At 41.0% G+C, this 17,500-nt stretch carries 15 protein-coding genes, 1 tRNA gene and 1 pseudogene (1 of these 17 running past the window's edge); 11 read left to right on the top strand and 6 right to left on the bottom strand.

The window, feature by feature from the left end; all coding sequences use genetic code 11:
- From CIT02_RS02580 to CIT02_RS02600, 5 genes are all read left to right on the top strand, one after another.
- Positions 1-469: the 3' portion of an MOSC domain-containing protein gene (locus CIT02_RS02580; protein ID WP_281774493.1), read on the top strand. 11 nt of this gene lie to the left of the window's left edge; 469 of the gene's 480 nt are visible here — the last part of the coding sequence; the start codon falls outside the window, past its left edge; it ends in the stop codon at positions 467-469.
- Positions 470-690: 221 nt separating this feature from the next.
- Entirely contained in the window at positions 691-1,572 is an 882-nt protein-coding gene (pdxS, locus tag CIT02_RS02585) for a pyridoxal 5'-phosphate synthase lyase subunit PdxS (protein WP_292613744.1), read from the top strand.
- Between the two features lie 237 nt (positions 1,573-1,809).
- Entirely contained in the window at positions 1,810-3,093 is a 1,284-nt protein-coding gene (locus CIT02_RS02590) for an MEDS domain-containing protein (protein ID WP_292613746.1), read from the top strand.
- Positions 3,094-3,197: 104 nt separating this feature from the next.
- Entirely contained in the window at positions 3,198-3,842 is a 645-nt protein-coding gene (locus CIT02_RS02595; protein ID WP_281774496.1) for a YkgJ family cysteine cluster protein, read from the top strand.
- 243 nt (positions 3,843-4,085) lie between these two features.
- Positions 4,086-4,238 (top strand): hypothetical protein, encoded by a 153-nt coding sequence (locus tag CIT02_RS02600; RefSeq protein ID WP_171824056.1) that lies wholly within the window; start codon positions 4,086-4,088, stop codon positions 4,236-4,238.
- Positions 4,239-4,380: 142 nt separating this feature from the next.
- On the opposite strand, the gene CIT02_RS02605 is transcribed toward CIT02_RS02600, so the two are convergent.
- The 6 genes and pseudogenes from CIT02_RS02605 to CIT02_RS02630 form a co-directional block, all read right to left on the bottom strand.
- On the bottom strand, positions 4,381-4,650 hold the full coding sequence (locus CIT02_RS02605) for a hypothetical protein (protein ID WP_277897323.1): 270 nt from the start codon (positions 4,648-4,650) through the stop codon (positions 4,381-4,383).
- 314 nt (positions 4,651-4,964) lie between these two features.
- The gene (gene nifS, locus CIT02_RS02610; RefSeq protein ID WP_292613752.1) at positions 4,965-6,935 is read right to left on the bottom strand and encodes a cysteine desulfurase NifS; all 1,971 of its coding nucleotides are present in this window, start codon (positions 6,933-6,935) and stop codon (positions 4,965-4,967) included.
- Positions 6,936-7,020: 85 nt separating this feature from the next.
- Positions 7,021-7,431 carry a Fe-S cluster assembly scaffold protein NifU gene (gene nifU / locus CIT02_RS02615; RefSeq protein ID WP_277897325.1) on the bottom strand — a complete coding sequence of 137 codons (411 nt, stop codon included), beginning with the start codon at positions 7,429-7,431 and terminating at the stop codon, positions 7,021-7,023.
- Between the two features lie 24 nt (positions 7,432-7,455).
- Positions 7,456-8,625 carry a cysteine desulfurase NifS gene (gene nifS, locus CIT02_RS02620; protein WP_292613755.1) on the bottom strand — a complete coding sequence of 390 codons (1,170 nt, stop codon included), beginning with the start codon at positions 8,623-8,625 and terminating at the stop codon, positions 7,456-7,458.
- Between the two features lie 115 nt (positions 8,626-8,740).
- On the bottom strand, positions 8,741-10,222 hold the full coding sequence (locus CIT02_RS02625; RefSeq protein ID WP_292613757.1) for a homoserine O-acetyltransferase: 1,482 nt from the start codon (positions 10,220-10,222) through the stop codon (positions 8,741-8,743).
- A gap of 167 nt (positions 10,223-10,389) precedes the next feature.
- Positions 10,390-11,694: pseudogene (locus CIT02_RS02630) on the bottom strand (O-acetylhomoserine aminocarboxypropyltransferase/cysteine synthase family protein); the annotation flags it as partial.
- A gap of 333 nt (positions 11,695-12,027) precedes the next feature.
- Between CIT02_RS02630 and CIT02_RS02635 the strand changes: the two are divergent.
- The 6 genes from CIT02_RS02635 (at position 12,028) to hdrB (ending at position 17,476) form a co-directional block, all read left to right on the top strand.
- Entirely contained in the window at positions 12,028-12,423 is a 396-nt protein-coding gene (locus CIT02_RS02635) for a pyridoxamine 5'-phosphate oxidase family protein (RefSeq protein WP_048073410.1), read from the top strand.
- A gap of 229 nt (positions 12,424-12,652) precedes the next feature.
- Positions 12,653-12,723 (top strand) — tRNA-Cys (locus tag CIT02_RS02640).
- Positions 12,724-12,867: 144 nt separating this feature from the next.
- Positions 12,868-14,253, top strand: coding sequence for a cysteine--tRNA ligase (gene cysS / locus CIT02_RS02645; RefSeq protein WP_281774407.1), 1,386 nt, complete (start codon positions 12,868-12,870; stop codon positions 14,251-14,253).
- Positions 14,254-14,471: 218 nt separating this feature from the next.
- On the top strand, positions 14,472-15,794 hold the full coding sequence (locus tag CIT02_RS02650) for a GMC family oxidoreductase N-terminal domain-containing protein (protein WP_292613763.1): 1,323 nt from the start codon (positions 14,472-14,474) through the stop codon (positions 15,792-15,794).
- 117 nt (positions 15,795-15,911) lie between these two features.
- Positions 15,912-16,499 (top strand): ferredoxin:CoB-CoM heterodisulfide reductase subunit HdrC, encoded by a 588-nt coding sequence (gene hdrC / locus CIT02_RS02655; protein WP_292613765.1) that lies wholly within the window; start codon positions 15,912-15,914, stop codon positions 16,497-16,499.
- Complete coding sequence (hdrB, locus tag CIT02_RS02660) at positions 16,496-17,476, top strand: ferredoxin:CoB-CoM heterodisulfide reductase subunit HdrB (protein ID WP_292613767.1); 981 nt, start codon at positions 16,496-16,498, stop codon at positions 17,474-17,476. Before hdrC ends, hdrB begins: the two co-directional genes overlap by 4 nt.
- Positions 17,477-17,500: the final 24 nt, after the last annotated feature.

A 17,500-nucleotide genomic window follows, 5' to 3' on the forward strand; every position in this document is an offset into this window, starting at 1 on the left:
CAGATTAACCATGAACAACACAAATAAAACAGAATCCGGTCAAATTGTTGCGGTATGTACCAGTCCCCAAAAGCAGACCCGTAAAATTAACATCCAGGAAGGTGTGGTTAAAGAGAATCATGGACTGATGGGTGATGCTCATAGCAGCTCCCTAACTCACCGACAGGTTAGTCTCCTGGCCCAGGAGAGTATTGATAAGATGAAGGACCTGGGGCTGGATGTGCATCCCGGTGATTTTGCCGAAAACATCACCACCATTGGCATAGAACTGGTCACCATTCCCCTTGGTAGCCGGATCCAGGTGGGGAATGAAACCATACTGGAAGTTACCCAGATCGGTAAAAAATGCCACAACCGCTGTGCCATCTACCAACAGGCAGGGGACTGTATAATGCCCAGGGAAGGTATCTTCGCCCGGGCTATCACTGGAGGAAAGGTTAAAACTGGAGATAAAATCAGGATCCTTTGAATTTTCTACTACTTGAAATTTCAATACATTAAAATCTAAATAAACATTCCCCCCATCCTATTTAATCCTATTTCTACCTTATCTTTTTAATCCCTATGGGCTTATTAAAAAATTTTAATACACTTTAATGTGTATTGTAAGTAAATAAACGATTAATCTTTGTAAAAAAGAAATTATAATCAAAAAAAAATATATCTAGCGTGAATAAAGGAGAATTAATAATGTTACATGGAACTGAAGTACTGAAAAAGGGCTTCGCCAAAATGACTAAAGGCGGAGTGATTATGGATGTTGTTAACGCTGAACAGGCAGCTATTGCTGAGGATGCTGGTGCAGTATCAGTTATGGCTCTGGAAAAGGTCCCCGCTGATATCCGGGCTGCCGGTGGAGTGGCCCGGATGGCCGATCCCTCCAAGGTCCTGGAGATAATCGATGCCGTGAGTATCCCGGTGATGGCCAAGGCCAGAATCGGCCACTTTGTAGAGGCCCAGGTCCTGGAAACCCTGGGAGTGGACATGATCGATGAGAGCGAAGTCCTAACTCCTGCCGATGAAAAATACCATATAAACAAAAAGTTATTTACCATACCATTTGTCTGCGGAGCACGGAATTTAGGAGAAGCTCTCCGCAGGATTGATGAAGGTGCCGCCATGATCCGTACCAAGGGAGAGGCAGGTACCGGTAACGTGGTGGAAGCAGTCCGTCACATGCGGGTGATCCAGGGAACCATCCGGGAACTCGCCAATAAAACCGAAGAGGAACTCTGGAGCGTGGCCAGAACACTGGAAGCGCCCCTGGAACTAGTGAAAGAGACCCAGAAACAGGGAAGGCTACCAGTGGTAAACTTTGCTGCTGGGGGAGTGGCCACTCCTGCTGATTCCGCCCTGATGATGCAACTCGGGGCAGACGGAGTATTTGTGGGTAGTGGAATTTTCAAATCAGAAAATCCCACACTGGTAGCCAACGCCATAGTGGAAGCCACCCACAACTACAAAAACCCAGAAATAATTGCTGAAGTTAGCCGAGATCTGGGAAATGCCATGCCCGGCCTGGAAATAAGCGAAATACCCGAAAATGAGCGTTTGCAGGAAAGGGGATGGTAATTAACCCCCCTTTTAATATTACTTACTTAAAATCACTTAAATATATTAAATAAAGTGATAAACCCCTAAATTATAATACATTAAGGGGGCTAGAACCACTAACCATTTTTTTATATTTAGTTTATGGACCCCTATTATTTTAGTAAGCGATAACTTTTTACGATTATAGGGTGAAGTAAATATTGACATAAGGAAAATTATTTTTTTCATGTCTTCCATGTCTTCGGTCGTGCGAAAATGAAAAAAGGACGTCGATTATATAAAATTGAAGACCTTAAACCAGGAAATCATCTTTGCTGTATTTATGAGACTGATGAAGAACACCAAAGTGTTATAACTCCTTATTTACGATTAGGACTTGAAAATAACGAAAAGGTGTTGTACATTGTCAATGAAAACACCGCCGAAACTGTTCTTAATTACCTTAAGGACGATGGAGTAGACGCTGACCAGTTCCTCCATAATGGGCAACTATCTATTCTGACCGTGACTGACTCGTATATGAAAGACGGTGTTTTTGATCCAGATGAGATGATCAAAATGCTTTCGGATGAGACAGGAAAGGCCCTAAAAGAAGGTTATAATGCCCTGCGCGTTACTGGTGAAATGTCCTGGACACTAAGAGGTTTCCCCGGATCAGAACGTCTCATTGAATACGAAGCAAAATTGAACAACTTTTTTCCAACAAACGAATGTCTGGCTATTTGCCAATATGATGCCCGTATTTTTGGCCCTGAAATCTTAATGGAAATACTAGAAACCCACCCTTTAGCCATTATTGGCAGTGAAATCTATGAAAACTTCTATTACATCCCTCCTCATGAATTTCTCAGTGGAAAAACTCCGGAAAAGATACTGGAACACTGGAAAGAAAACCTTCAGTTGAGGAAGGAAATAAAAACCTCTCTGGCAGAAAAGGAAATACTCCTGAAAGAGATTCATCACCGGGTTAAAAATAATCTAATGATTATCTACAGCCTGTTGAATCTTCAGGCCGGGTACTTGGAAGATGAGAAATCCCGGGAAATATTCAAGGAAAGTCAGAGCCGTGCCCGTTCCATGGCCCTTATCCATGAAAGATTGTATCTGTCCACTGATCTTAAACTCATCGATTTCGGTGATTACTTACAAACATTATCCGCCGAGCTTTTACATACCTACGCCACACAGAAAGAGATTATAGAACTAGAAATGAATGTAGAAAACATAAAAATGGATATTAACAATGCAATACCTTTAGGTTTAATCTCCAACGAACTTATTACCAACTGTTTTAAACATGCCTTCCCCAATGGCCGAAATGGTAAAGTCCAGATAGATCTCCGTAAAAATGGTGGTCTATGCGAAATGATCGTGCGGGATAATGGTGTAGGATTTCCAGAAGAGATAGATTTTAGAAACACTAATTCACTGGGGCTGCAAATGATAAACAGTTTAACCAAACAGATAGATGGAAGTATTGATCTGGATAATAACCCGGGTACAGAATTTAAAATTACTTTCAAAGATTCGAATAGGTAATAAGATTTAGATTATCTATTAAATTAGAAACCCACTCATTAATCATCTTAAAATATTTTTGAACAACCATCAGGACCTAATAAGAAAAAAATGAGTGCAGGGACATGTTAAGAGATCTTTTAATTGATCAAGAACTGTTTGAAATCCTCAGAACCAGATCATTGGAATCTGATGACTGTGGAATGAACACTACTAAAGAGGTTGAACTCCTGGAAAAAGCAGTATTCAATAGATTGAAAAAGAAAAGAAGTGTTAAAAAGTACAAGAAATTAGGGGTTACTAAAGGGGACCTTAAGCAGATCATACAACTGGCAGACATAATGGGTTTAGATACATTAGATGGTCCATCAAACTATGAATTAGCCATGGAACATGAAGAATGGTGTACTGTTTGTGGAAGATGCTGCCGGGAATCTGAATCTGTTTTCATTCATAAAGATGAACTCAACCTGTTACTTACCTTCAACTCAGATCTGGAGAAGGAAATCATTCGCAACAAAGAGTTCCCCCAACATTTCGAAATAAGGGACAGCCACCCCTGCAAATTCATTGACCCAGAAAGCAATAAATGCGCAATATACACTTTCCGACCCCAAGTCTGCCGCAACTATCCACTGACACTAATCGGATCCCCAGGTAAAGCCCAAAATTCCATCCACTTAAGTTCAAAATGCAATTACTCAGTTAATCTGATTCTTAAAAAATCTATTATACTTTTTGATGAAGCTATTCAAAGACTTGAAGGATAATTTAGATAATTTAGATTATTGAAAGGTTTTAGGATTATTAATATTATTTAAGGGCTTAATTCATTTTGATTTATTTAATTTGATTTAAATTACAAATTTATTTAGTCTGCCCACTTTTCTTATCTTTGCCAATTTTCTTATCTTTAATTATAATACTCCCCAAAAAATAAATAATTTCCCCAACAGAATATAGTAAACAAGGAATTAAAAGAAATGAACAATGAATTAAGAGGGGGATTTACCATGGCTGAAACATGCATGAGTGAAAGTGAAGTTGAAAATTTTGTGGATAACTTTAAGGGAATGTTATGGGATGAATTAGAGGATGCTCTGAATTGTATGTCCCCAGAGGATATGGTAGCAGTCATACTAGCTTTGAAAAAGAGATTTGGGTAATATGAAGTTATATAATACAATTAATTTCTTTTTTTTATGGTATTTCACATTAAAATGAACTAAAAATAAATTAAAGTATGTGGAATGGAGTTTTAACCTGAAATAAGAAAAAATGAATAAGCTGATTATTCTCTTTAAAAACTTATTCAATAACCGCTATTTTTCCAAAATGGTCATGGTAGTACTGGTAACCCGCAGGGGCCAGAGTCACATTGAAAAAATCATACCTTAACTTTTTCCTTCCAGGGAAGGTCTGCACCAGCCCCATATCTTCAAGACAGGGCACAGCACTGTTAATTTCATCAAAACTAAGGTTGGTTAATCTTTTTATGACATCACCATTACCCCGTCTCCTACTTCCTTCCACCATTGCCTTCAATATTAGCATTGCATTTTCCTGGTTCGGATCCATCAAATCACCACTTGAATGTTAATTAATCACCAGTTTTCGAGTTCATCCCCTTTCCTTGTATATTAGTTTTAAGTCATTTTTAAGTCATTAACGGAATAAATTCCCATTTAAATCTAGAAATCTCCTTAATACCTCCATGAAACTGGAGAATAATCTTAAAACATCGGTAACAGGGATAGTTAAATATACGAAATACATCATATATAAATCGAACTGTTTTAAAAATGATGTCGTGAATAATATATTTATGGTTTAATATTCATGGTTTTCATGGTTTTTGAAGATTGAACTTGTTTTAAAGAACAAAAAAGGATTCATTCCAGCGATACCCGCTGAGGATTAGTGTAAATATTAAATCGACTCCCTCTTAAAAATCCAATCATGGTTATTCCTGCCTTAAAGGCCACAGAGTAACCCGATGATGTGGGAGCTGCGTTGGAGGCTATAATGGGAATTCCCACCCGGGCCAGTTTTATCATCATGTCCGCGGGCATCCGGCCACTGTAAACCATGAAACTCTGGGAAAAGTCAACCTTTGCCAGTGCGGCAGCACCTATTACCTTATCTGCGGCAACGTGGCGGCTTACATCCTCACGGGTGATGAATTTATCCTGGTAAACCAGGCCCGCAACATGAGTGCCTCCGGTGTTCTGCCAGACCCGGGCTTCATCCCTTAACTCATCAATGGCCTGGAAAATATCATCAGGAGATAATGTAAATTCGGATTCCACCCGGTTTATGGTTTCGATTTTGCGCCTCCATCCACCGAAACAGTCTGAACCAACCACCAGATCCTTTATATCAAAGTCAGTGAGGTCTATCTCCACGTTAATATCCAGACTATTGATTTTTATCTTTTTTATACCATTAATAGTGGTCACCAGGCCTTCTCCGAGTAAATAACCCCTGGTAAAATCTTCCAGGGCATCTGGACTTATGGAGAAACTCCTTCGGAATTTTTCATTAATAATTAGGTTTACCTGTTCATCAACCACAATCTCATCATCCCCGGGAGTTAACCCTGGAGTTGAAGGTGGAGTAAAGGTTTTAAATGATTTTTCAGGGGCAAACAAAGCATTGTAACGTTCTATGGGAACTATTTCCGTCATTCCCTGGACACTGGCCGGGGTTCTGAGTTTTTCCACTGCTAATTTAATGTTTTTGATAGCTAAATCAACATCTTCTGGAGTATTTTCCTTTCCCAGTGTTACCCGGAGTGAGCCATTGGCCGCTTCCTCATCCAAACCCATTGCCCGGAGGACAGGGGATGGTTCCACTTTCTTGGTGGAACAGGCTGAACCAGTGGAAACTTCCACCCCCTGGGCATCCATTAGGAAAGTTAATGGTTCTCCCCTCACTTTTTTAAAACTGAAGTGTGCATTACCAGGTAATCGTTTAAGAGGATGGCCATTCAACTGTACATCATCAACTGCTTCCAGAACTCCCTTGATAAGATGATCCCTTAATTGGGTAATATATTCCTGGTTATGGTCCAGGTTTTCTTCGGCGATCTGGCAGGCCTTACCCAAACCTACAATTCCGGGAATGTTCTCGGTTCCGGGACGCATACCTCTCTCATGACCTCCCCCATGGAATAATGGGTCAATTTGAACCCCTCTTCGGATGTAAAGGACTCCTACTCCTTTCGGCCCGTAGAGTTTATGGGCAGATATAGACAGCAGGTCCACGTTCATGTCCCCCACATTAACTGGAATCTTACCCACACTCTGCACAGCATCAGTATGGAAATAAATACCCTTTTCCCGGGCCAGTGCACCAATCTCTTTTATTGGTTGAATAGTGCCGATTTCATTGTTGGCGTGCATCACCGTGATCAGAATAGTTTCAGGGGTGATTGCATCTTTTAAATCCCTTAAGGAAACTATTCCCTCCTCATTCACCGGTAAAAATGTTACCCTGAATCCCTCTTTTTCCAGATGTTTACAGGTTTCTAAAACAGCGGGATGTTCAATGGAAGAAGTTATAATATGGTTTCCCTTGTTTTTCAGGTGCCGGGAGGCACCTTTAATGGCTATGTTGTCTGATTCTGTGCCTCCACTGGTGAAGTAAATTTCATCGGGTTGGGCACCTATTAGAGATACTACCTGTTCACGTGCCTTTTCCATGGCAGTTCTGGCTTTTCGCCCAAGGGAATAAAGAGTAGAAGCGTTTCCAAAAGAATCGCTAAAATAAGGTTCCATTGCATTCCACACCTCAGGGTCAAGAGGGGATGTGGCAGAATGATCCAGGTAAACCTGCTTAGAGTGGGGGGAATGGTTAGTCATGGAAAATGGTAGTATCCTTTAGACGTTCATCATCGGATTTTTAAAATAAAATAATATTATTTTGAGGTTTAAAATGAAATAATAATTATTCTGAGGATTTATCCTCAGAAGAATTTTCAACCTCTTTTTCAGCCTGTTTCATTTTGTAATCGGCGATGGCCGCCCTTAAGGCATCAGCAGCTAAATTGGAACAGTGCATCTTCACCGGTGGGAGTCCTTCCAATTCTTCGGCTACATCATCTCTGGTGATTTTCAGAGCTTCATCCAATGTTTTTCCAATTGCCATCTCGGTTATCATACTGCTAGTGGCAATTGCGGCCCCACAACCAAATGTTTTGAATTTTATATCGGTTATAACCTCATCTTCTACTTTGATGTAGATGGTCATCAGGTCACCACACACCGGGTTTCCTTCGGTTCCCACTCCACTGGCATCTTCTATTTCACCAACGTTACGGGGGTTAGAAAAATGGTCCATTACCTTTTCGCTGTACATAACATCACCTTCTTAATCTTTTTTTTATGCATCTTCTGGTGTTGCACACCAGAGCGGAGACATGCTCCTTAGTCTTTCAACTACTTCATCAATTGCATCGATGGTGTAATCAATATCTTGGGGGGTGTTTTCTGTGCCTAGACTTATGCGCAGTGATCCATGGGCATCCACTTCCTTAAGCCCTATGGCCATCAGAACATGGGATGGTTCCAGTTTCTTGGATGAGCAAGCTGAACCAGTGGAAGCGTTGATTCCCTTGGCGTCCAGTTGCAGTACCAGTGATTCTCCCTCTATGCCTGTAAATCTGAAGTTGGCATTGTTGGGAAGTCTTTTAGTGGGATGTCCATTTAGGTATGATTGTTCAATGTTCCCCAGGACTCCTTGTATTAATCTGTCTCGTAATGATGATACGTATTCCATGTTCTTTTCCAGATTATCCTCGGCTATCTGGCAGGCCTTACCCAAACCTACAATTCCGGGAATGTTTTCTGTTCCCGGGCGCATACCTCTCTCATGACCTCCACCATGGAGTAATGGGTCAATTCGGACTCCCTTACGGATATATAATGCCCCGATTCCTTTCGGTCCGTATAGTTTATGGGCAGATATGGATAACATATCCACGTTCATGTCCCCCACATTAACTGGAATCTTACCCACACTCTGCACAGCATCAGTATGGAAATAAATACCCTTTTCCCGGGCCAGTGCACCAATCTCTTTTATTGGTTGGATAGTGCCGATTTCATTGTTAGCATGCATCACCGTAATCAAAATAGTTTCCGGAGTGATTGCTGCTTCCACATCAGAAACTTTCACTATGCCTTCTTCACCCACTGGCAGGTAAGTAACCTGGTATCCATTTTTTTCCAAGTATTTACAGGTTTCTTCCACTGCAGGATGTTCTATACCACTAGTTATGATGTGGTTGCCCTTGTTTTTCAGTTTGCTGGCAGTTCCCTTTATTGCTATGTTATCTGATTCTGTGCCTCCACTGGTGAAGTACACCTCTTCTGGTTTAGCACCTATAAGTGATGCCACCTGTTTTCTGCCATTTTCCATGGCAGTTCTGGCTTCCCTTCCCAGAGCGTATAAGGTAGAGGCGTTCCCAAATGATTCTGTGAAGTAGGGTAGCATGGCCTCCAGGACTTCCGGGTTAACGGGTGATGTTGCCGAATGATCCATATAACTCATTATATCACCTTATTTTTTTTATTAATTCTGAATAACCTTTATTAATGCTGAATAATTCTAAAACTTTTTCTCAATCATACTATATGAACCTTAAAATTCTTAATATTTGCCCAGTTTAATATTTGTCCCCGGCAATGAGGGTGCTTATGTGGTCCGTGGTTATAAGACCCAAAACATTTCCATGATCATTGACCACTGGAAGCGAAGATATGTTATGTTTTCTCATTTTCCGTGCAGCTAATTCAATTGGATCCTGTGGAAGTGCAGTTACAACATCACGGGTCATGATCTGGTCGAGTTTATCATATTTGAGAGCTACTGCTTTGGAAATATCCCATGCTGTAACAATTCCCAGCATTCTACGGTCTTCGGAAACCACCGGTAGGTGGGTGACTTTTTCATCCAGCATTAACTCTGCTGCTTCTTCAATACTGGAATCTTCGGTTATGGTGGCTGCATTGAGGGTCATCACATCTACCACCAGGGTTTCACTGAAAAATCCATTTATAATGTAGCTGAGTTGTCCTGCTTCTAGTAAGAATGCATCGTGACCATAGCTGGATTTGATCTGGCAGTAACTGACATCGACTTCATTGGCAGTTAAGGCCATTACTATTTCTTTAGACTCAGCTGGCGTGTAAAGCCAGTCTGAATCAACTGATATTACTAATACTCTGGCTTTAACATCTTTGAGTGCTTCGGATAAGGATACTGTTCCGTTTTCTGTCAGGTCAAAGTAGTCAATGGCTTTGGAGATGTAGAGATAGGAGTTGGCATCGAATCTCTTGGTGAAAGTGTCTCCCTGGTAGTGGAGGTAGCTTTCCACCTCAAAGTCTGTGGAAAAATCAAAACTGTACTCTTCTTTGTCCTGGAGTCTTCTTCCGAACTTTTCATACATTGATTCGTTGCTGAGGTAAGTTATGTGGCCGATCATACGGGCTAGGGCCAAGCCACTGTCTGGAAATTCTCCTTCATAATAATTACCTTCATTCCAGTGGGGATCACTGATTATGGCTCTTCTTCCCACTTCATTGAATGCGATTTGTTGGGGTGATGAATAGGATGTGGTGGCAATGGGTATGGCAGATCTCACCATGTCCGGGTAGGATACACACCACTGGAGGACCTGCATGCCACCCATGGATCCACCTACCACTGAGAATAGTTGTTTGATTTGGAGGTGGTCAATTAATTTTTTCTGGGCTTTTACCATGTCTTTGATGGTGATGATAGGGAATTCTAATGCGTATTGTTTCCCTGTTTCCGGATTTTGGGATGAAGGTCCGGTTGATCCCTGGCATCCTCCCAGTACATTGGAGCAGATGATGAAGTAACGATCGGTGTCCAGGCATTTGCCCGGGCCGATTATATTATCCCACCAGCCAGGTTTCCGGTCTCCTTCATGCCATCCTGCCACATGGGCATTACCCGAGAGGGCGTGACAGACCAAAATAGCGTTGCTTTTTTGCTTATTTAAGGCCCCATAGGTTTCATAGGCTATAGTAACATCTTTTAGACTGTCTCCACCATCCAATATTAATTCTTCAGATAGGCTGTAATATTTAGTTTCTACAACGCCAACAGATTCTTTTTTCATTTTTTGTCCCACATTGAGTAGGTTTACATGTAACTATACTAATATTGGTTATATTATCATAGTTAATTTTAGGAAAATCCATCTTACACACCGATGTATCCTTTTAGTTTGTCAACACTTGACTTGTCATTTTCTTCAGAAACATCATCATCATCGATTTCTACATCAATGCGTGATAATGCCTGATCAATGTCAGCAATGATATCTTCCACATCTTCCAGTCCAACTGATACTCTTATGAAGTCAGGAGTTACTCCTGTAGCTGCCTGTTCTTCTGTGGTTAGCTGCTGGTGAGTGGTTGATGCAGGGTGTATAACCAGACTCTTAGAATCTCCTATGTTAGCCAGATGCGAGAGTAGTTCCACATTGTTTATGAACTGTTTACCAGCTTCAAGACCTCCTTTAATTCCAAATCCGAGTAATGCCCCGTATCCTTTTTTAAGATATTTAGAAGCTACTTCATGGGCTGAATCTTCTCCCAGTCCAGGATAACTCACCCAGCTGACTTTTGGGTGGTTTTTGAGGAAGTTAGCAACAGTAAGTGCATTTCTGGAGTGTTGTTTCACACGCAGATCCAGTGTTTCCAGTCCCTGCAGGAATAACCAAGTGTTGAAAGGACTCACCTGTGCTCCAAGATCACGGAGTAATCTTACTCTTGCTCTGAAGGTGAAAGCCACATTACCTAACCCTGGGAAGTCTCCAAAAGCATCCCAGTAAACTAATCCATGGTAACTTGGATCTGGTTCTGTGAATCCGGGGAATTTACCATTACTCCAATCAAATTTACCGGAATCAACTATAACTCCACCTATTGATGTTCCGTGACCTCCTATGAACTTGGTTGCGGATAAAACAGTGATGTCCACTCCGTGTTCTATAGGCTTCACCAGACCTACTGCACTGGTGTTATCTACTACCACGGGGATTCCAGCTTCGTGGGCGATGTCTGAGATGATTTCAAAATCTGGCACGTCGAGTTTTGGGTTTCCAAGTGATTCTGCAAATATGGCCTTGGTTTTATCAGTTATGGCATCTTCGAATTCTTCGGGTTTATCAGAGTTCACAAAATTAACTTTCCTGCCTAATTCTGGGAAAGTGTAGTTAAACAGTTGGTAAGTTCCACCGTAGAGATTGTCTGCAGATAATATTTCATCCCCAGGTCCACTTAAGTTGAGTAATGCATAGGTAGTTGCTGCCTGCCCAGATGCTACAGCTAAAGCAGAGTTACCACCTTCAATAGCGGCTATTCTCCTTTCAAACACATCGTTGGTAGGGTTCATAATACGGGTGTAGATGTTACCCAGTTCTTTTAGGCCAAATAAGTTGGCTGCATGATCCGCATCGTTGAATACGTATGCTGCTGTCTGATATATAGGCACGGCTCTTGCTCCAGTTGCAGGATCTGGTTCTTCCTGTCCTACGTGCAACCCCAATGTACTTAATCCAAATTCTTTCTTGTTTTTTTCTGTCATTTGGTTTCCTCCATTTTGTTTTAAACTTCCATTTTTCCCCATATTCTACATTTATATATCGTATTATGGAGTTTTAATGATTTTCTGAGGGAATTTTAGTATTAACCTTGTTCTTATTAAGAACCATGCTGAAATATATCTCCACCAGAAAATATAACAATTGTTATATTATTTTACTATTTATACTTTGTCCCCCATACCAGTTAGAGCCTAACTTTTCTACTTATAACACCAGCCCCCTACATTTAGCAAATTAAATCAACTGGAAAATCAATTAATTATATAACATAACTTATATAATATAACAATAGTTATATAAATTTTGGTGATACAATGACCATGACTGAAGAAATGATGGAAGCTATAGAAAAAGACTTAGTATTCCTGGCTACAGCCAGCAGCGAAGGAATTCCCAACGTGGTTCCCATTGGCTTTGCCCGGCCCATTGACAACGGAAGTATATTGATCGCTGACAACTACATGAACAAAACCCGGAAGAACATTGAAGAAAACCCTAACGTTGCCATCGTGACCAAGGATGCCCAAAAAAATCCATACCAGTTTAAAGGTAAAGCTGAGATATTTGAGTCTGGTAAAATCTTCGACGAAGTGGTGGAATGGGCTCAGAACGTTATGACCAAACTCAATCCCAAAGCAGCCATAGTGATTAAATTAACTGAAATATACTCGGTACAGCCTGGCCCTGAAGCCGGAAAAAAGGTCGAATAAGTTACAAATAAATTGAATAAATACCACCATATATTTATTCAATTTTTATTTAATATAAGTCCTTAAAATTTAAAATCAATATCTATAATCGGTTTTGGTAATTGATACAAAACAAAAATAGTGGAATTCATATGAATCTGGTTTGGTGAATTGATAACAACCTTTATATATAACAATTGTTAACATTAGGTAGTACCGCTAAAATAACTAAATTCCAAAATCGTTTTTTGCCGAGATGACCGAGCGGCTAGGTGCGTGGCTGCAGACCACGATACTTGGGTTCAAATCCCAATCTCGGCCTTTTATTTATTAACAAGAATAGCTAAAGCCCTATCTATTAAATTACTCAATTATTGACTTAATTAGTCAATTATTAGTTAATACTTAGTCAATCAGAGGCTAATAACAAATAAACAGTATCTAAAGTATCAATCACGTGATCACATGATAAAAGTATACAACACTCTAACCCGTAAAAAAGAGCTTTTTAAACCACGCGAAGGAAACCGGGTGAAACTCTTTGTTTGCGGGCCAACAGTTTACGATAACTCACACATTGGTCACGCCCGGACCTATATTTCCTTTGATGTTATTGCCCGCTACCTGAAATACCGAGGTTACAGTGTTTTTTACCTGCAAAACATCACTGATGTGGATGATAAAATCATTAAACGAGCCATTGAAACCGGGACAGAACCCATTCAACTAGCCCGGGAATTTGAAAATAAATACATTGAAGATATGGAGACACTGGGTGTGGAAAATGTAAATCTCTACGCCCGGGCCACAGAACACCTTCCGGAGATCATTGCCCAGATAGAAACCCTCCTGGATAAAGGATTCGCCTACGAAACTGAAAATGGAGTGTACTTCAATGAATCAAAGTTCCCCGACTTTGGTAAACTCTCTAACCGCAACCTTGAGGATCTTAATGTTCACCGCATCAACCCCGACACCAGCAAGCGTAACCCTGGAGATTTCGCCCTGTGGAAAAAGAAAGATGATGAACCTAACTGGGATTCTCCCTGGGGTACAGGACGACCCGGATGGCACATAGAAGACACCGCCATAACTGAAGAATACTTCGGAGCCCAGTACGACATACATGGAGGTGGGCTGGATCTAATATTCCCCCATCATGAAGCCGAAATAGCCCAGATGGAATCAGTTTCAGGGAAAAAACCCATGGTCCGCTACTGGATCCACACCGGTTTTTTAAATGTGAAGGGTGAGAAAATGTCCAAATCACTGGGTAACTTCATCACCATCAAAGACTTGCTGAAAGAATATCCACCAGAGGTATTCCGTTTCTTCGTCCTCTCCACCCATTACCGCAGCCCCATTGATTTCAGTCAGGAAATACTGGAGCAATCCCAGAATGGGCTTAAAAGAATATACAAACTTACCGAGACCATTGATGGCCTTCTAAAAAGTGATATTCCCCAAAACAGTACCAAAGACACAGAACACCAGAAGTTACTCCAGGATACCCGAGAAAATTTCCTTGAAGCCATGGACAATGATTTTAACACACCATTTGCCCTTTCATCCCTTTTTGATTTTATAAGAGACATGAACCGAGATATAAACGAATTAAATATCTCAAAAAACACATTAATCAATGTTAAAGAATTTATAAACGAAATTGGTAACATTTTAGGTTTTGAATTTGTTTTAAATAAATCCCATGAGGATGTTACTGGTGAACTGGTGGATATTCTCACTGAAGTCCGGGAAAGACTGCGAGCAAAAAAAGATTATGAGCTTTCAGATGAAATACGAAGCAAATTAAATGACTTAAACATAGTTATAGAAGACCGAAAGAATTAATTTTAATAAAAAAATCTTTAAAGAGGATTTAATCAATTTATAGGCTTAAATTCATTACTTAAATCCATTATAACACCTTTAAGGGGTTTAATTTGAGAGAAAATTAAACTAGTTCCTTATAATAATTAGAAATAGAGTGCCATTAATTATTCAATAAAACTTCAAAAAACTCATTAGAAATTATTATAATAAGTTAGGAGTGTAGTGAGGGATAGATTATGATTTACGATGTTATTGTAGTGGGAACAGGCGCCGGCGGATCAACCGTAGCGCGTGAGCTCTCAATTAAAGGTCTTGATGTTTTAATACTGGAAAAAGGAGAGTTTATACCTTCTGGTTCTGCAGTCACCGGGATAAAAACTGCTGATCTTATTCTAAACCAGGATGAGGTAAAAATCCCAGAATACGAATTCCTTAAATATCCAGGAGAACTGATGTACATTGAAGGTGTGGGGGGAACAACCCCAGTTTCACTGGCCAATGCCTGTTACGCCTGTACCACATGTTACTCCAACTCACCCACCGCCCAGTTCAAGATCCATGATCTGGAACTTTTTGAAGAACTCATGGAAGCCAGCCGTGACCTGAAGGTAGGTCCACTTCCCCAGACACGGACTGGGCCTGTAACCCGCAAAATATGGGATGCTGCTGAAAAACTGGGCTACTTTGTAGAACCCATGCCCAAATTCATTGATTATTCCAAATGTAATAACTGTGGTCTCTGTATTGCGGGATGCACACGTGGAGCAAAATGGGACGCCACAGACTTTGTTAACGATGCTGTGCAGGCCGGTGCCAAACTGGTACCTGATTTTACAGTTAAAAAAGTACTGCAAAATGAAGGGAAGTGTTACGGAGTGGAGGGTGTTGACAGCCAGGGAGATACTAAAACCTACCAGGCCCAGAAGGTCATACTCGCTGCTGGTGCACTGAATACTCCTAAAATTTTAATAAACAGCCAAATAACAGCCGGAGTGGGCGAAGGCCTCTTCACGGATTTATTCATCACTGTGGGAGGTTTTCTAAAAGATGCTAAACTGAATCAGGAGATACCGATGGGTATTAAATCAGAATTTGGAGCTTACTTCCTATCACCACACTTCTCCAGCCAGCTCATCCATTTAATGGTAGAAAAGGGCTTTGTTGCCCAGAATGATGATGTGGTGGGTTTAATGGTTAAGATTGCCGATGAAGCCAATGGTTCCCTGAATGATGATGGCTCCATTACCAAAACCCTGACCAGTTGGGATCTGAAACTATTAACCGAAGGTTATGATAAAGCTGTGGAAATACTCACCGAGATCGGTGTGGATCCTTCTTCAATTGTGGCTACACCTATAAGAGGAGCACACCCCGGGGGAACTGCCGCTATGGGCAAAGTAGTTGACCGGTCCCTGGAAACTGAAATAACAGATCTTTTCATCGCCGATGCCAGTGTTATACCCCAGGCACCAGGACGACCACCCATATTAACTATAACCTCACTGGCCAAAAGACTGGCCAAAAATATTATTCAGGAGACTGTTCAACTAAAGAATTAACATTTTTAAAGGCAGATAATGATTTATAATTATTAAAAATTATGGATTATATTTATAAGGGTAAATAAGCCCATCACTTAAGAAGAGACAATACAACTCACAAGAGGTAATTTGGTAATGAGAACTCTCAAACTCAATGAAGATTCTTCTAAACTTGCCAAAGAAGTAATTGGCGATTTAAAAGCTTCTCCTTCCCTTGAACTCTTTAAATGCATACAGTGTGGAATGTGCACTTCACTGTGCCCTGGGGCGCGTTACAGTGATTACAATCCCCGAGAAATGGTTAAAAGAGTACTGGATGGAGATGAAAGTGTCATCTATGATGATGATATATGGAACTGTTTCTACTGTTACACTTGTAACAGTGTTTGTCCGGCCAACAACAGCGCCAGTGTGGTAAACCAGATCCTGAGACAGAAGGCTATTAATGAAGGAAAACAAACTGATAGGCTTTCTGCATTCTTAACCTACGGTGATAGCTTCCTGGAAATAGGGATAGGTTCTATCCCTGCCGCTTTTTTCGATGTGCTGATCAAGGACTTTGGACCGGAATGGCTTGATCTTAAAATGAACCTGGATGACGTGCGGAAGGAATTAGGACTGGGACCAGTGACCCTGCCGGAAGATTCCGTTGAAGAAATAAACGAAATTCTCAAAATAACGGGTTTCACTCGTAAAATGGAGAAAATAAGGGGATCCCCATGAAGAAAATACCTGATAAAGATATTCTGTTGTTCAAATCATGTTTAGTGAGTGTGGAGTATCCTGGTGTGGAATCATCAACTGCCTTCCTCTTTGATAAGCTGGGAGTAGGATACCATCGTGACCAACGACAGTCCTGCTGCACTGGGCTGGGACACTATTACGATCTTTTCGACCAGCTTTCCACCACTGCCCTGGCTGCCCGTAATTTCTGGGTTGCCCGGGATTCGGGTAATCCCAACATAGCAGTGATGTGTGCCACTTGCTATGCTATCCTGAAGAAATCTGCCGAGATCCTTAATAAAAATGATGAAGCCCGTGAAAAGATCAACGAACTCCTGGAAGATGCGGATCTGGGTAAAATGGCCTATCACAAGGGTGATATCGACCCCCATAAAAACATCTTCCATGCTGCAGAAATTCTTTATAACCAGAGAGAAATATTTGAAGAATCCTCCCAGCTGGATTTTTCGCAGTTTAATATTGCCACTCACCATGCCTGCCACTACTGTAAAGTGCACTATGAAGATACCATTGGTGGAGTCAGACATCCTATGCTCATTGATGAAATTGTTAATTCTTGCGGTGTAGACACTGTGGGTTGGTACGATCAGAAGAGACTCACCTGTGGTGCTGGTTTCCGTCAACGCTTCACCAACAACGAACTTTCCCTCAAGGTAACTGCTGAAAAACTCCTTAGTCTTAAGGAAAACCAAACCGATATAATGCTCCACATGTGCCCCAACTGTCAGATGCAGTTTGACCGTTATCAGCCGGTAATTGAAAAGAAACTGGATGTTAAATTCAACATATTCCACCTGAACATATCCCAGTTCTTAGCATTGAACATGGGGGCAGACCCCTATAAAGTGGTTGGAGTTCAAACACATACTGTCCCGTTGAAACCGCTCCTGAAAAAGCTAGGAATTGAATCAGTTGAAAGTTCAGTTGAAAGTGAAAAAATGAAGATGGACCATTAAGCGGGTTCATCAATTTTTAACCCG

Source organism: Methanobacterium sp. BAmetb5, assembly GCF_003491305.1.
In the GTDB taxonomy this organism is placed as follows: domain Archaea; phylum Methanobacteriota; class Methanobacteria; order Methanobacteriales; family Methanobacteriaceae; genus Methanobacterium.